Origin of the sequence: Clostridium guangxiense (genome assembly GCF_021043395.1) — a bacterium.
Lineage (GTDB): Bacteria > Bacillota > Clostridia > Clostridiales > Clostridiaceae > Clostridium_S > Clostridium_S guangxiense.
In genome coordinates this window covers 61,883-78,194 of record NZ_JAJNKE010000007.1, presented here as the reverse complement: position 1 = coordinate 78,194, position 16,312 = coordinate 61,883, and the positions used below count along the sequence as shown (strand labels likewise).

Below are 16,312 nucleotides of genomic sequence, written 5' to 3'. Positions count from 1 at the left end.
AAATTAAATAACCAATAATAAATATATAAAGCACCAATGCGAAATCGGTTGTATTAGATTATATGAACAAAGTGTAAAAAATATGAGTGTCAGTATAAAATATTAATTATTACATTATTTAAAATAAAGTTTTATAAAAATAAAAACGATTGCAATACTTATTGACTAGAAGGAAAAAATGTTCTATAATGATTAAAAGTGCGCAATCGATTGCATAAAGTCGATTTTTAAATTTCAGATATATATGGGGGGATAATAAATGAGTAAAATTGAAGGATGTATATTCGATTTAGATGGAGTTATTGTAGATACAGCAAAATATCATTATTTAGCATGGAAGAGGTTAGCAAATGAGTTGGGATTTAAATTCACAGAGGAACAAAATGAAAGATTAAAAGGTGTAAGTAGAATGAAATCACTTGATATACTTCTAGAGATTGGCAACCTTAACTTTAGCGATAAAGAGAAAATTGAATTAGCAGAAAAAAAGAATAATTGGTATGTTGAGTATATATCTAATATGGATAGTAATGAAATCTTACCGGGGGCAAAGGAGTTCTTGCAAATTGTAAGAGATAATGGAATGAAGACAGCATTAGGCTCTGTAAGTAAGAATTCTATGACGATACTTAATGGACTTAATTTAGCAAAGTATTTTGATGCTATTATTGATGGTAATAAAGTTACACATGCGAAACCAAATCCAGAGGTTTTTTTATTAGGAGCTAAGGAAATTGGAGTACCACAGGCAAATTGTGTTGTTTTTGAAGATGCTGTCTCTGGAATTGAAGCTGCTATTAATGCAGAAATGTATTCTATAGGTATTGGAAGTAAAAAAGTATTAAGTAGAGCTAATATTGTTATTGATTCATTAGCAGATATGAAAATAGGAATGTTAGATTTACTTTAAGAGTAGTATTATCATAAAATAAGGTTTTATTGAGAGCGAGGGGAATTCAATTGAAAAAATATTTTGAATTAGATCCATGGAACATTATACAGAATAAGCTGGAACCTGAAGATAATAGAGTTGCAGAGGGTATATTTAGTATTGGAAATGGCTATATGGGTCAAAGGGCAAATTTTGAAGAGGATTACAGTGGTGAGACACTTCAGGGAAGCTATATGGCAGGAATATATTACCCTGATAAAACTAGAGTTGGCTGGTGGAAAAATGGTTATCCTGAATATTTTGCAAAAGTACTTAACTCTACAAATTGGATTGGCATAGGTGTAGAGGTTGATGGAGATAAGCTTGACCTTGAAAAGTGTAAGGTTGAGAATTTTGAAAGAGTGCTCAATATGAAACAAGGATATCTTTGCAGAACATTTACTGCAGAATTTTCAAGTGGCAAAAGGATAAAAGTAGAAGCGAAGAGATTCGTTAGCATAGTGAATAAGGAAATTGGGGCTATAAAGTATTCCATAACTCCATTAAATTTTAGTGGAATGATAAGCTTTTCGCCATATTTGGATGGAGACGTAAAAAATACAGATTCAAATTATGACGAGAAGTTTTGGAGTGAAGTTTCAAAGAAAACAGAAGATGGGCAAGCATTGCTTTTAATTAAAACCAAAAAGTTGGACTTTTATCTCTGTTCTTTAATGAAATATGATGTTTTAAAACAAGCCGAAAAATGTAAGTGCAATGTTGAACATTTTGAAAAAGAAAAGTTTGTAGGGAATACAGTAGAAGTAAGAGTAAAAGAAAATGAAAAGGTAGCTATTGTAAAATATGTTGCAAATGTTACATCAAGAGATTTTAAACCTAATGAATTAATTGAAGTTGGAGAAAAAATTCTACAGAAGGCTTACAATAAAGGCTATGAAAACCTTTTAAATGAACAAGCTGAAGCTTGGGAAGAAAAGTGGAAAGAAAGCGATATAATAATTGAAGGTGATGTATCTGCACAGCAAGCAATAAGATTTAATATTTTTCAATTAAATCAAACTTATACAGGAGAAGATGATAGATTAAATATTGGGCCAAAAGGATTTACTGGTGAAAAGTATGGTGGAAGCACTTATTGGGATACAGAGGCCTATTGCATTCCATTTTATTTGGCTACTGCAGATAAGAAAATAGCAAGAAATTTACTAATTTATAGGTATAAGCAGCTTGAAAAGGCAAAAGAAAATGCCAGAAAGCTGGGATTTCAAAAAGGTGCACTTTATCCTATGGTAACTATGAATGGAGAAGAATGTCATAATGAATGGGAAATTACTTTTGAAGAAATACACAGAAATGGTGCAATAGCTTATGCTATATATAACTATATAAATTACACTGGTGATAAATTGTATTTAAGTGAATATGGATTAGATGTACTGGTGGAAATATCAAGATTTTGGGAAGAAAGAGTTAACTATTCAGAAGAAAAGCATAAGTATGTGATTTTAGGAGTAACAGGACCAAATGAGTATGAAAATAATGTCAATAACAATTGGTATACAAATAGAATTGCATCATGGACTTTAGAATATACAATAGAGGCTTTAGATTATGTTAAAAATAATGAAACCTCAAAATATGAAGAGTTAATTAAAAAATTAGGTTTAAAGGAAGAAGAAATAGCCAAATGGAAAGACATCATAAACAACATGTATTATCCTGTGGATGAAGGGTTTGGAGTATTCTTACAGCAGGACGGGTATATGGATAAGGAGCAGATATTAGTAAAGGATTTGGATCCAAAGGAGCTTCCGCTTAATCAGCATTGGTCTTGGGATAGAATTTTAAGGTCCTGCTTTATTAAACAAGCAGATGTACTTCAAGGCTTATATTTTCTTCAGCATTTATATGATAAAGATACAATTAGAAGAAATTTTGAATTTTATGAACCAAGGACTGTACATGAATCTTCCTTATCTCCATGTATTCACTCAATATTGGCGGCTAAACTCAATAAAGAGGATAAAGCATATGAACTTTACTTGAGAACTGCTAGGTTAGATTTGGATAATTACAACAATGATACAGAAGATGGATGTCACATTACAAGTATGGCAGGAACATGGATGTCTGTGGTAGAAGGTTTTGGTGGACTAAAGGTTAAAAATAATATGCTTACGTTAAATCCTTTTATACCAAGTAAGTGGAAGTCATTTTCGTTTAAGGTGATGTTTAGAGGATGTCTAATTAAAGTAAAAGTAGGAAAAGATAATATAAAAATAAGCAATGAAAGTAAGAAGGATATAAAGATATTAGTTAAAAATAAACCATATTTTATTAATTCATTAAAAGATATTACTATATGTGCAGAGTGACTATAACAAAAGACCACACTAAATGGTTAGTGTGGTCTTTTTATAAATATAAGGCGTCGGTGGTTATATATAGATAAACCGCTTTAACTATTGAAATTGATTTGTTTATCTATACACAAGCATGTGAAAATATAGGTATTCTTTTTTCATATCATCCTATATTATTACAATTTCAGAGACTCTTTCAACATTGAAGTTTATGGTGTTGTCTGAAGGTGTAAACTCAGTTATTTTGCCATCTGCTAAAATGCTGGATGGTTTTAGGTTGGTAATAATATTGAATTTAAAGCCTTTGTAATGATTTCTATAATCGCTTTTAGTTTCATTGATTTTAATCTTAATGCAGTTTGATTCTTTATAAGCTTCAAGCTTATATAAATTGTAATTACCATTTTTATAGTCAAAGCTTTGACCATCATCTTGATAATGAATATAGCTTATATTTTTGCCATTTCTAGATAGATAGATATTAAAAGTAAGTTCATCTATGCTTTTTTCACCTACATAATTTTGTACGGGATAGTTAGGTAGAGCACTTCCAGCTTTTATATATATAGGGCATGTATCTAGTGGAGCATTTTTAATTATAAATTGACCACCAGAGAAATACTCATTTGTCCAGTAATCAATCCAATCATCGCCTTCAGGTAAATAAACCATTCTATTTGTTTTACCTTGCTCTACAATTGGTGCTACAAGTATACTATTACCACATAAGAATTCATCATTTATTTCATAAGTATTTGCATCCTTTTCATAATGAACTAATAAAGGTCTTATTATTGGAAGACCATCACTTTCTCCCTTCCAGAAAAGATCATAAAAATAAGGAATTAATTTATATCTTAATTTGATGTACTTCCTACAGATATCCTCTGTTTTGCCATCAAAAGCCCATGGTTCTTGATCTCTTGTAAATATTGAAGAGTGATTTCTAAATAGGGGAGTAAAAGTACCAACTTGTATCCATCTTGATAAAAGTTCAGCGCTGCAGTCAAAGCCAAAGCCTCCAACGTCTGTGCCGCAGAATGCAAAGCCGCTTAAACCCAAATTCATAAGCATTGGTAAGGACATACGAAGATGTTCCCATAAGCTTTGATTATCTCCAGTCCATACTGTAGAGTATTTTTGCGTACCAGCATAGCAGGCTCTTGTTATTACAAAAGGTCTTTTATTTGTGAATTTTTTGATGCCTTCATAAGTAGCTTTTGACATATAGTGCCCATAAACATTGTGGATTTCTTTATGAGATACTTTAGTGCCATCATTATCAAACATAACATCATCTGGAAGTGGACCTTTAAAGCTTGCAGGTTCGTTCATGTCATTCCATATACCTGCTACCCCGTAATCTATCATTATTTTTTGATTATCTGCCCACCAATTTCTTACTTTGCTATTTGGAAAATCAGGATAAAGTGATTCACCAGGCCAAACCTCATTTACATAAGGAACCCCATCTTTATCCGTAGCAAAATAATTATTTTTTATACCTTCATCATATATTTTATAACCCTTGTCTTTTTTTACTCCAGGATCAATGATTGTTACAACTTTAAAACCGTTTTCCTTTAATTTAGATAAAGTTTTATTAGGATTTTTGAACTTATCCTTATCCCAAGTAAAAACCCTATAGCCATCCATGTAATCAATGTCTAAATATAGTGCATCACATGGAATATCCTTTTCCCTAAAATTTTTGGATACTTCAATAAGCCTTTCTTCAGGTGTATAAGACCATCTGCATTGCTGATATCCAAGTGTCCAAATTTGAGGAATAGGAGTTCTACCAGTCAAACATGTATAATCTTTAATTACTTCTTTTATTGAAGGTCCATAAATAAAGTAGTAGTCTAAGTTTCCATCTACGGCTCCAAAGGAATAGTAATTGCTGTTTTCTTTTCCCATATCAAAGTGCGATTCAAAAGTATTGTCTAAAAATATTCCAAAGGCTTTATTATCTTTTAAAGTTATAAAAAATGGAATTGATTTGTAGAGTGCCTCGAAGCTTTCTACATGAGGAGCTGCGTTATCTGTGTTCCACATTTTATAATGGTAACCTCTCTTATTTAAGTGACCGGTTTTGTCTCCAAAACCATAAAAGAAGGTATTATCGTCTAATTTTTTTAAGACATTAAATTTATAATTACCAAGCTCTGAATTGATCTCATGTCCTTCTTTAAGGGCTAGCTCCAGAGATTTAGGAGTTACACCTCTTTTTATAAAAGGATCTCTTCGATTTCTATAATCCTCGCAGAGCATATTTCCATCAAGATCATAAATATCCACCTTAAAGTTGTCAAATATATTTACTTTTAATTTATTAGTACAAATAGTAATTTTAGAATCATCCCTTTTGACTTTAAGGTTTGTTTCTTTTGCTTTTATATCATCTATAGCCTTTGAATTGTGCTCGGCTTGTTTTAATGGAATGAAAAAGTTAATAATGGAGGCTGTTATGACTTCAATAATTGCTTTGTTATGTTCAAATAATACTTCTATTTTGTTTTTGTTTTGATTATAACCTTGAATTTTACCAAGCATATTGTGATCACTCCTTTTTATAAATAAATCAGTTTAAATTGACCTTTAATACCTTAATTAATGTAGTAAAATCCTAGACGTGTATAGGATTTCATGGCAATGTTTTGCAAAGGTACAATAAGCGGTAAACAAACGTTTGCACATGATTTTATTATATTAAAATAACCTTTTCATGTCAAATATATTGTGACATGAAAGTTATATACAATAAGATAAATTTTCAAAAAAAATTTATGTAAAATAACAATTGATTTTAATTATATTAAAAGTGATAATATTACTATATATGCTGTTTATCAGTGAAAACGGTTGTATAGGTTCTCTTTTAAAATTATATAAATAAGGTGTGAAAAATTATGAGTGTTACTATAAAAGATGTTGCTAGAGAAGCAAGTGTTTCCCCATCTACAGTATCTAGAGTTATAAGTAATAGCCCTAGAATAAGTGATGAGACAAAAGAAAGGGTAAATAAAGTAATAAAAGAGTTGAACTATCATCCAAATGTTATAGCAAGGAGTCTTGCTAATAATACAACTAACGTAATTGGAATTATTATGACAAGCGAAATTGATGACTTAACTAAAAATCCATTTTTTATTCAGGTTATGACAGGAATAAGTAGTTATGCAAAAGAAAAAGGATATTATATAATGTATACTTTTTGTACTAACTATGAGGAAGAGCTAAAGTGCGCAAAGGATTATGTAAATGGCAATTTGGTAGATGGTATAATACTCAGTTCCGTGGTAGATAATGACAAATGCATACAGTATTTAAAGGATGTGGAATTTCCTTTTGTGGTTATTGGAAGGCCAGAAAACACAAATAACATTTTGTGGGTAGATAATGATAACTTTAAAGCAATGTATAGTGTAGTAAGTAAGCTTTTACTTAAAGGGCATAAAACTGTAGCATTTATTGGACCGAAAACTGAAATAAGTGTTTCAAAGGACAGACTTAGTGGATATATACAAGCCCACAAAATAAATGGAGTAGATATAAATAAAGATTTTGTTAAGGAAGTTCCTGGCTTTAAGGAAGAACATGGATACGAATCTATGAAAGAGATACTTAAGGTTGGAGTTCCAGAGGCAGTAGTTGCAGCAGATGATCTTTTAGCTTTTGGGGCTATAAGATGCCTTCATGAAAATAAAATTAAAGATGTATCAATAATTGGTTTTAATAATACCCCACAAGCAGAATATTACAGACCATCTCTTACATCTGTAGATATCAATGTGAGAAAAGTTGGATATTATGCATCTAAGCTTTTAGTGGATAGGCTTAAAGATAATATAAAGGAAAACCACTATATAATAGGAACTAATCTAGTACAAAGAGAAACAACTAACCTCTAGTAAGATTTTATATGTTATTTGAATTAAATTTGAAAATGCTCTACATAATCATATTAAGAATATAGTAAATAGTATGGTATAATTATGTACAATAAACAAATACCATGTTGAGGAAGTATGATAATATGAATATAGTAGAGAAAAATGATAAAAGAGAAATCATATTAAAACTTAATGATAAGGTTAAAAAGAATGATTTTAACTACTATTGGCATGGCTTTAAAAGTTTTCCTATAGCATTATATAATTCTAGTGAGGTATATTTGGTTAATTATAAAGACTTGCCTGAAGGCTATTATGTTGATGGAAATGTTGCTATTGGAAAGAGAACTGAAGAGTTTTCCCAAGATACAGTTATTAATTTGGGTGGTCAATATACTGTTATATGCAATATTGATACTTTAACTGAAGTGGTAGATTTAGATAAGCTTTATTCTGAAGTGGTTCATGAAATGTTTCATAGTCACCAATTGGAGACTGGAGAATCGAGATTTCCTAATGAAGCACTATATTTTACTTATAAATTTACAAGTGAATTTTTGGCTTTGAGAATAAAGGAAAGAGAATATCTACTTAAGGCTGCCTTTGAGGATGATGAAATTAAGAAAAAAGAACTAATATCTTATTTTATTAGTATAAGAGAATTAAGAAAAAATATTATAGGAAAAAGCATAAATTACGAATATGGCATAGAATCAATAGAAGGAACGGCAACCTATGTTGAATATAAGGCATTTCAAAGAGAAAATGATCTCCCACCTAAATATGTTATAGCTAAATATGGTGAAAAACTTATTCAAAGTAATGATTTGAAGCATTTTAGGACTTCATGTCATTTTTCTGGTATGTTTATGGCTTTAATAATGGATTCCATGTGTGAAGACTGGCAAAAAATATATGATGATTCTAAATTATATCTATATCATTATTTTAAGAAACAAATAGAATGGGCTCAAAAAGATGTCACTCCTCAAATTAATGCCTATATAAATTATATTCTTAGAAATTATGATGATTTAGGTAAAAAAGAAATAACTAGTTTTTATATTAATGCAGGTTATAACATAATTTTAGATGGTAAGTTCTCTATAACACAATTTGATCCAGCAAATATTATTGGTTTAGATGGCAGACTGCTTCATAAGAATTTTGTTAAACTAAATAACAAGTATCTTATCAATGAAAAAGTTATTACTACCCATGATGGTGACAATGTGCTTAATGCAACAAGCGTTGAATTTTTTGTTCAAGATGAGCCCATTATGATTGAAGGTGGCATATATATTCAAGGAATTGGTGAGTTTAAGGGAAAAGTTATACCAACCAATAAAGGATATATTATAAAATTTAAACAGCCGTTTGTTGACATCGCAGTGAAAGGCAGTAATTTAAAGTGATAAAAGAAATAAATGTCAGCTCAATTTTAGGAACGTGCAAAAGGCCATCTGAATGGTTTGGGGTTAAGTATAATTTTAACATATATAGAGGCTGTGAGCACCAATGCATATATTGTGATTCAAGAAGTCAGTGCTATGGAATTGAGAATTTTAATGATCTTGTTGTGAAGATCAACGCTATTGAATTATTAACCAAACAATTAGCCTCAAAGAGAAAAAAAGGACTAATTGGAACCGGGGCTATGGGAGATCCTTATACAATATCCGAGAAAAGGTATAGACTTACAAGAGAAGCACTTAAATTAATTGCAGATTTTAATTATCCAATCCACATAACGACTAAAAGCAATTTAATTCTAAGAGATATAGACATTCTCGAAGAAATTAATAAAATATATGCTTCTGTGTCTATGACTATCACAACCACAGATGAGGGACTCGCTAAAAAAATTGAGCCGTATGCACCACTTCCAATGGATAGGTTAAAAGCGCTAGGGGTGCTTTCTGAAATTGGTGTCTGTACAAGTGTAACTATGATGCCGATACTTCCTTTTATTGAAGACAACAAAGAAAATATAATAGATATAGTAAATAAAGCAAGCTTTTATGGTGTTAAGCATATAGTCCCATGGCTTGGCATGTCGCTTAGAGATAGGCAAAGAGCATATTATTATAATAAATTGGATGAACTGTTTCCAGGGATTAAGCCAAAATACGAAAAAAAATTTGCAGGCATGTATATATGTTCTGCTAATAATTCAAAAAAGCTCTGGGAAACTTTAAATGCAGCATGCAGTAAATATAATATTTCTTTAAAAATGCCAACTTATGAAGAAAAGGCTACTTACACTCAACTTAGTTTATTTGATGAAAAGTCAAAGTAACGGTATTCACACGGTAGTGCGATGTATTTTAGTTTAACATCAATAATATCATTTTCTGTAATACCAGTTTCCATAAATGGAGCTTTGAATATTATCAAATGATAGGGTGGTAATATAAGATTACTGCCTTTTTTATTTATCTAAAAATATATGGTATTAAAAACCATATTAAAGGTTAATACATATAGAAAAATGATGAAAATTGAAGATAAAATGATAAAACTATGAATAAACAGTTAAAAGTACGTTAATATAGAGTAAACAAAAAGTTGTAATAAGGTATAATATACCATATAATGAATTCATGATTTGAATAAGTACAAGCATATATATGGAGGACAGAGATGATGGATTCTTTAGTTTTAAAAATATTTAAATTTATATTAATAATTGAATCGATGCTTTTAGCGTCTATGGGGTATATAATTGAATATGCAGTATACTTTATAGCTGTCATATTAGGAATAATGATATTATTTTACTTCATTTACAGAAAAATTGAAAGCTAAAAATTTTCTCATATATGGTGGACTATTCAAATTATCTATAATAAAATTTTTATGAGGGGGTAATCAAAGATGTATTGTAAAACATGTGGAGCGGACAATCCAGATGGAGCAAAGGTTTGCGAAAAATGCGGAGCTAGTTTAACAGAAATGGAATATGACGACAAGGAATTGGATGAGGTAGAATATACGGGATTTTTTAAAAGAGCAGCAGCTTATATAGTTGATATGCTGGTTATAGGAGTAGCAGATTATATTGTGGCTTTAATACTAGGAAAAGGTTCACCGTATATTGCAATCACAACTGTAATAATCCTAGCATATTTTGCCATTATGGAAAGTTCAAAGTTTCAAGGTTCTCTTGGTAAAATGCTGTTAAAGATAAAAGTTACAGATGAAAATGGAAATAGACTATCTATTTTAAGAGCTGGAGCTAGGTATATAGCTTTGGATATTTTTACAATATTAGGAAGCATAGTCACGATAGTGCAAGGGAAAAGTGCCGTAGTTAATCCTAATGATATATCTCAAGTGATGAAGTCACTTACAGATCTTCCACATATGATAGAATACATAGGAATTATATATGGAATCGTAGTATTTATATCCATACTTTCATCAGAATATAAACAAGGAATACATGATAAGATAGTTAAAAGTTATGTTGTAAATAAATAAACTGAGAAGTAACAGTACTTCGTCACATTAAAAAATTATTTGTACCAAAATGCTGTCTTCTGGGCATTATGGTACAAATAAATTTCAATAGTTGAAGCGGTATATCTATATATAGATAAACAAGCTGAAATATTTAAATTACCAATACCAAATTTATCCTTACAAACTGAAATTTGTCGAGCTAAGTGAAGGGTTTTAATTCGCCCTGCTCATTAAAAAACTAACTTTTTCACTTATGTGAAAAGTGAAGGGTTTGACATAGCTTTGCTTGTCAAAGGTGAAGGTTTTTGCCACGGCAAAAGGTTAAGGAATATTTTTCTCCGTTTCTCTACGAAAAATAAATAATTTAAATACGTTAAAGATTTTCCGTAGGGAAACTGAGGAAAATCAACCTTAGCTTTTTATTGAAGATAAAAAAGTTCACCTTTTACGTGCACAGCACCGTAAAACCCTTCACTATAGTGCTCGACAAATTCCAGTTTATCAGGATAAATTTGGAAATTTCAATTTTAAAGTTTCAAGTTGTCTATCTATAAGTATTTTTTCTTAAATTCTAAATATCCGTGTTTTCTAAGTTTGCAAGCAGGACAGTTTCCACAGCCATTTCCTTTTATACCGTTATAGCAAGTTAAGGTCTCATTTTTGATTATATCAAGTATACCTAGATCGTCAGCCATTTTCCAGGTTTCAGCTTTATCAATCCACATTAGAGGAGTTACTAGCACAAATTGATAATTCATGGCTAAGTTTAAGGTTACATTTAAGGATTTTATAAATACATCCCTACAATCTGGATAGCCACTAAAGTCACTTTGAGAAACTCCAGTAATTATAGTGTTTATACCTTTTTGTTTTGCGAAGATTGCAGCAAAGGTTAAGAATAATAAGTTTCTACCATCAACAAATGAATTTGGCGCGCCTTCTTTTGGTGCATTTTGATCAACCTTTATGTCTGCACGTGTAAGAGAATTTGGCGCTAATTGATTTAAGAGGTTTAAGTCTAAGATGTGATGTTCAATGCCGTATTTATTACAAATTTCTTTTGCACATTCAAGTTCTAGTTTATGCTTTTGATTGTAATTGAAGGAAACAGCAATTACTTCACTGTATTTCTTCCTTGCACCAAATAGGCAAGTTGTACTATCTTGCCCTCCACTAAGAACAACTACTGCTTTGTCTTTATTGATGTTTAATTCCATAATTATTTTCCTTTCATACTTTATCTATAAAGTGTCATTAATCTATTAGCCAAAGAATCATCAGTTTCAAATTTACCTTTAAAGGTTGTGGTAATTGTTTTTGTTCCAGGTTTTCTTATACCTCTTGAAGTCATACAGCCGTGCTCTCCTTCTATTATAACGGCTATGTCTTTTGAAGAAGTTACTTTTTCCATTATTTCTGCAATATCTTTTCCTATCCTCTCTTGAAGTTGAAGCCTTCTAGAAACCATATCGGCAATTCTTGCAATTTTGCTAAGACCAATAAGTTTCCCGTTTGGAATGTAAGCTACCGCAACTTTCATATTGTACATTAAGGTAAGATGATGTTCACAGTGACTAAAAATTTCTATATCTTTAACGAATACTAAATTCTTTGAAGTTTCTAAAACATCAAGATCTTCATCAAAGGTTTTGTCAAACATTTTTGCAATCTCATCATTTGAATATTCCATTCCTTTGAATACTTCTTCATACATCTTTGCGACACGCTTTGGTGTGTCCTTAAGGCCTTCGCGATCAGGATTATCACCAAGTGCTTCTAGAATTCCTCTTATATGTTTTTCAATTGCTTTTTTATCAATTGCCATAATTTAAACACCTCTTTTGTTTGGAGACCATATAATTTTATGAATTTGAATTTGTAGGCTTACTTTATTTAACTTGTTTTATTTTATAAAATCAATAATTATTTCAGAAGAAGGTTGCTATAATAAAAAAAGGCATAAGCCCTCCTATAAACAAAAAACCACCTTACAAGGTAGTTAGTAAGCCATGGTTTTGTTTATAGACAGGATGGATTTCGAACTGTCTTATATAATTTCTATTTTCAAATTGTATTGTAAGCTTAATTATTAAATCAGTCAATAGTTAAAGATAAACAAATTTAAAGTATGTTAAAGGTAAAATTGTATAGATGTAGTTATAAGTTTTACTTAGAAAAAATTTTTGTGAAAATTAAGAAAAATACTGATATAATGTATTTAAAGCTTAATTAGGGGAAACCAATGTGGAACTTAGCTTATAAACTATGATTTATGGAAAGATCGAATAGGCATCGGTTATTTATAATTTATAAGCTAATGGTTGAAATGGTTTCCTATAAGGAGAGGTAGATATGAGATATTTGCTTATACTTTTGGTCGGCTTCCTTATTGTATTTATTCTTACACCTTACATGAAGAGGATAGCTTTTAAGATAAATTTTGTTGATTTGCCAACAAAAAGAAAAAAACATACAGCGCCGATGCCGCTTCTGGGTGGGGTTGGAATATTCTTAGGATTTTTCTTAGGATGTCTTATATTTATAAGACCTTTTGATAAAAAGTTTTTCTCTATCTTGATAGCAGCAATGTTGGTACTTCTAATAGGATTAGTCGATGATTGGTATAAAACTAAAGGAAAAGAGTTCGGAATTTTGCCAAGACTTGTAGTTCAAATAATTGCTGCAACTATGGTATATAGATCAGGAATTGTTTTCCAGGGATATAATAATCCATTTACGCATAATTACATAGTACTCCCTCAATTTTTACAATATTCTTTGAGTGTAATATGGATTTTTGGTATTACAACAGTTATTAATTGGTGCGATGGTATGGATGGTCTTGCAGGAAGTTTGTCAGCTATTTCGGCAACTACTTTATTTATAGTGGCGTTAGTGAAAGGACAGTCAGATTCAGCTGAAATGTCAATATTATTAGTTGGTGTTACCATTGGTTTTTTACGATACAATAAACATCCAGCTCAAATTTTTATGGGGGATTCTGGAGCAAATTTCCTTGGCTTTATGCTGGGAATAATAGCTCTTGATGGTGCATTTAAACAAACCACAATTATATCTATTTTAATTCCTATTTTAGCATTAGGAGTTCCTATATTTGATAATATATTTGTTATAATAAAAAGGTTTTTAGATGGTAAACCTATTTATAAGGCAGATAGAACTCAAATACATTATAGGCTTGCAGCAAAAGGAATGAATGAAATTCAGGTTTTGAGCTTTATATGTCTTATAAGCACATGTTTGTGTTTACTTTCTATAATAATACTGCTGCTTAAAATATAATTACATAAAATAATTGGAAAGGAAGTTGTTCCATTGATTGACGTATGTCTTTTGGGGTGTGGAGGAAGTTTACCTACACCTTATAGAAGTTTGACTTCTCTTCTCGTCTCATATAATGGAAGAAAGATTTTGATAGATTGTGGAGAAGGAACTCAAGTATCGATGAAGATGCTTGGATGGGGATTTAAAGATATAGATGTCATATGTTTTACTCATTATCATGCTGATCACGTTATGGGATTTACAGGTCTTTTACTTACTATAGCAAATTCAGGTAGAAGACGTCCAATTACTATAATAGGACCTAATGGACTTGAAAAGGTCTTTAGAGGGCTTACTGTTGTGGCACCGGTACTTCCTTTTGATGTTGATTTAATAGAGCTTGATTGCAAGTACGATGACAATTTTGAAGATAAAATTTTTCAAATTGATGATATGACAATAAAAGCAATTCCGGTTGAACATAGCGTTGAATGTATTTCATATGTGGTAAAAGTAGACAGAAAGAGAAAGTTTAGTGTAGAAAAGGCAAAAGAAAATAATATACCAATGAGGTTATGGAAGATTCTTCAAAAGGGTAGCATTATTGAAGAAGAAGGAATTATATATAAGCCGGATATGGTTCTTGGGGAGAAACGAAAAGGAATAAAGATTGCATATTGTACAGATACAAGACCTGTAGAAAAAATTATTGATTTTGTATCAGAGGCAGATCTTTTTATTTGTGAAGGTATGTACGGTGAAGAAGAAAAGGCTGAAAAAGCTGTTTTAAATAAACATATGATTTTTTCGGAGGCTGCAACCATAGCTAAGAAGGCAGAAGTTAAAGAGTTATGGCTTACACATTTTAGCCCGGCCTTGCTTGATCCTGAAGATTATTTGAACAATGCAATAAGTATTTATGAAAATACTTATTTGGGTACTGATAGAAAAATTAAAAGTATAAATTTTGAATAGAAACAGAAGTGGTTTCATTATATAAAACAAGACAAAATAAAAAAGAGGGAAATGCCCTCTTTTTTTATGCGTTAGATTTTAGTTCTTCCAAGCAGCTTTTGCAGATATTTTTACCTCTGTAATTCACAACATCTTTTGCATCTCCACAGAAAATGCAAGCTGGTTGATATTTTTTAAATATGATTTTTTCACCATCTACATATATTTCTAGAGAGTCTTTTTCGGCTATTTCTAGAGTTCTTCTAAGTTCCATAGGGATTACTATTCTTCCAAGTTCATCTACTCTTCTAACTACACCTGTTGATTTCATATTTACCCTCCTATAAATAAACAAAATTCGACTTATTAATTTAAATTATAACAATTAAAATATAGCCAAGTCAACTTAAATTTGATAAAAATTAAATATAATTATAATATTTGAAAAAATATATTAAAAATAAATTAATTATAATTTAAGGAATTTAAATTAATATTGGTAAAAATATTTACATATAATCTAACTATTTGGAAACTTAAGTTTGGATTATATAGAAAAAATTAAAAGTTTTTTTAAATATCTATTGCAAAACGATAATTACTATTGTATAATAATAACTGTTGAAACGGAAAATTAAAAATAAAAAGTAAATTTGATTGAGAGATAAAGGGAGGAATTTTAAAATGAAAAAATTTAAATGTACAGTCTGTGGTTATATTTATACAGGAGATGCAGCACCAGAAAAGTGCCCAGTATGTGGAGCTGGTTCAGATAAGTTTGTAGAAGTTAAAGAAGAGGCAGAAGGTTGGGCTGATGAGCATAAAATTGGCATAGCAAAAGGTGTTGATCAAAAAGTAGTAGATGGATTGAGAGCTAACTTTACTGGAGAGTGCACAGAAGTTGGAATGTACTTAGCTATGGCAAGACAGGCTGATAGAGAAGGATACCCAGAAGTTGCAGAAGCATACAAAAGAGCAGCATTTGAAGAAGCTGAGCATGCATCAAAATTTGCAGAACTACTTGGAGAAGTTCTTGAAGCAGATACAAAGAAAAATCTTGCTGCAAGAGTAGATGCAGAAAAAGGAGCTTGCGAAGGAAAGAAAGAATTAGCAACACTCGCAAAACAACTTAACTATGATGCAATTCATGATACAGTACATGAAATGTGCAAAGATGAAGCTAGACATGGATCAATGTTTAAGGGATTGTTAAATAGATACTTTAAATAAAAAATGAGGTGCTCTAGTAAGATGCTAAAAAACGACCATATCGAATTTTGATACGGTCGTTTTTTTGTTTTGTTGAAAACTTGAACAAGCCCCCCAGATGTTTAAGAAGACATAACATTATGTTCAAGAAGGATAATGGGCTTCGCCCAAACCTCGTGTATGATTGAAAGAGCATAACATCATGTTCAAGAAGGATAATGGGCTTCGCCCAAACCTCGTGTATGATT

At 30.7% G+C, this 16,312-nt stretch carries 14 protein-coding genes and 1 pseudogene; 10 read left to right on the top strand and 5 right to left on the bottom strand.

Translation table 11 applies throughout. From position 1 onward, the window contains the following. Positions 1-259: 259 nt before the first annotated feature. Both pgmB and LQK79_RS06960 read left to right on the top strand, forming a co-directional pair. Entirely contained in the window at positions 260-910 is a 651-nt protein-coding gene (gene pgmB / locus LQK79_RS06965; protein ID WP_053241738.1) for a beta-phosphoglucomutase, read from the top strand. Between the two features lie 50 nt (positions 911-960). Beyond that, positions 961-3,267 (top strand): glycoside hydrolase family 65 protein, encoded by a 2,307-nt coding sequence (locus LQK79_RS06960; RefSeq protein ID WP_053241737.1) that lies wholly within the window; start codon positions 961-963, stop codon positions 3,265-3,267. 156 nt (positions 3,268-3,423) lie between these two features. Here LQK79_RS06960 and LQK79_RS06955 read toward each other — a convergent pair whose 3' ends face one another. Next, positions 3,424-5,811 carry a glycoside hydrolase family 31 protein gene (locus LQK79_RS06955; RefSeq protein ID WP_231016037.1) on the bottom strand — a complete coding sequence of 796 codons (2,388 nt, stop codon included), beginning with the start codon at positions 5,809-5,811 and terminating at the stop codon, positions 3,424-3,426. Positions 5,812-6,167: 356 nt separating this feature from the next. Between LQK79_RS06955 and LQK79_RS06950 the strand changes: the two genes are divergently transcribed. From LQK79_RS06950 to LQK79_RS06930, 5 genes are all read left to right on the top strand, one after another. Next, positions 6,168-7,169, top strand: a complete 1,002-nt coding sequence (locus tag LQK79_RS06950; protein ID WP_053241735.1) for a LacI family DNA-binding transcriptional regulator — start codon at positions 6,168-6,170, stop codon at positions 7,167-7,169. Positions 7,170-7,294: 125 nt separating this feature from the next. Then, positions 7,295-8,566 (top strand): hypothetical protein, encoded by a 1,272-nt coding sequence (locus tag LQK79_RS06945; protein ID WP_053241734.1) that lies wholly within the window; start codon positions 7,295-7,297, stop codon positions 8,564-8,566. Beyond that, positions 8,563-9,450: an SPL family radical SAM protein gene (locus tag LQK79_RS06940; protein WP_053241733.1), complete on the top strand. Its 888-nt coding sequence runs from the start codon at positions 8,563-8,565 to the stop codon at positions 9,448-9,450. Before LQK79_RS06945 ends, LQK79_RS06940 begins: the two co-directional genes overlap by 4 nt. Positions 9,451-9,797: 347 nt before the next feature. Beyond that, positions 9,798-9,959, top strand: a complete 162-nt coding sequence (locus LQK79_RS06935; protein WP_198149974.1) for a hypothetical protein — start codon at positions 9,798-9,800, stop codon at positions 9,957-9,959. A gap of 69 nt (positions 9,960-10,028) precedes the next feature. After that, on the top strand, positions 10,029-10,634 hold the full coding sequence (locus LQK79_RS06930; protein ID WP_053241732.1) for an RDD family protein: 606 nt from the start codon (positions 10,029-10,031) through the stop codon (positions 10,632-10,634). A 530-nt stretch (positions 10,635-11,164) separates the two neighbouring features. Here the strand turns inward: LQK79_RS06930 and queC are convergent. From queC to LQK79_RS06915, 3 genes and pseudogenes are all read right to left on the bottom strand, one after another. Beyond that, positions 11,165-11,833, bottom strand: a complete 669-nt coding sequence (gene queC / locus LQK79_RS06925) for a 7-cyano-7-deazaguanine synthase QueC (protein WP_053243533.1) — start codon at positions 11,831-11,833, stop codon at positions 11,165-11,167. Positions 11,834-11,853: 20 nt separating this feature from the next. After that, positions 11,854-12,441: a GTP cyclohydrolase I FolE gene (gene folE / locus LQK79_RS06920; protein WP_053243534.1), complete on the bottom strand. Its 588-nt coding sequence runs from the start codon at positions 12,439-12,441 to the stop codon at positions 11,854-11,856. 3 nt (positions 12,442-12,444) lie between these two features. Further along, a pseudogene (locus LQK79_RS06915) lies at positions 12,445-12,552 on the bottom strand (putative 7-carboxy-7-deazaguanine synthase QueE); the annotation flags it as partial. Between the two features lie 416 nt (positions 12,553-12,968). On the opposite strand from LQK79_RS06915, the gene LQK79_RS06910 reads away from it, so the two are divergent. Next, positions 12,969-13,919, top strand: coding sequence for an MraY family glycosyltransferase (locus LQK79_RS06910; RefSeq protein ID WP_231016036.1), 951 nt, complete (start codon positions 12,969-12,971; stop codon positions 13,917-13,919). A 33-nt stretch (positions 13,920-13,952) separates the two neighbouring features. Further along, complete coding sequence (locus LQK79_RS06905) at positions 13,953-14,876, top strand: ribonuclease Z (RefSeq protein ID WP_053243535.1); 924 nt, start codon at positions 13,953-13,955, stop codon at positions 14,874-14,876. A 64-nt stretch (positions 14,877-14,940) separates the two neighbouring features. On the opposite strand, the gene LQK79_RS06900 is transcribed toward LQK79_RS06905, so the two are convergent. Then, entirely contained in the window at positions 14,941-15,186 is a 246-nt protein-coding gene (locus tag LQK79_RS06900) for an AbrB/MazE/SpoVT family DNA-binding domain-containing protein (protein ID WP_231016035.1), read from the bottom strand. A gap of 353 nt (positions 15,187-15,539) precedes the next feature. Between LQK79_RS06900 and LQK79_RS06895 the strand changes: the two genes are divergently transcribed. Beyond that, a complete protein-coding gene (locus LQK79_RS06895) occupies positions 15,540-16,085 on the top strand; it encodes an NADH peroxidase (RefSeq protein ID WP_053243458.1) in 546 nt (181 codons plus the stop codon). Positions 16,086-16,312 lie beyond the last annotated feature (227 nt).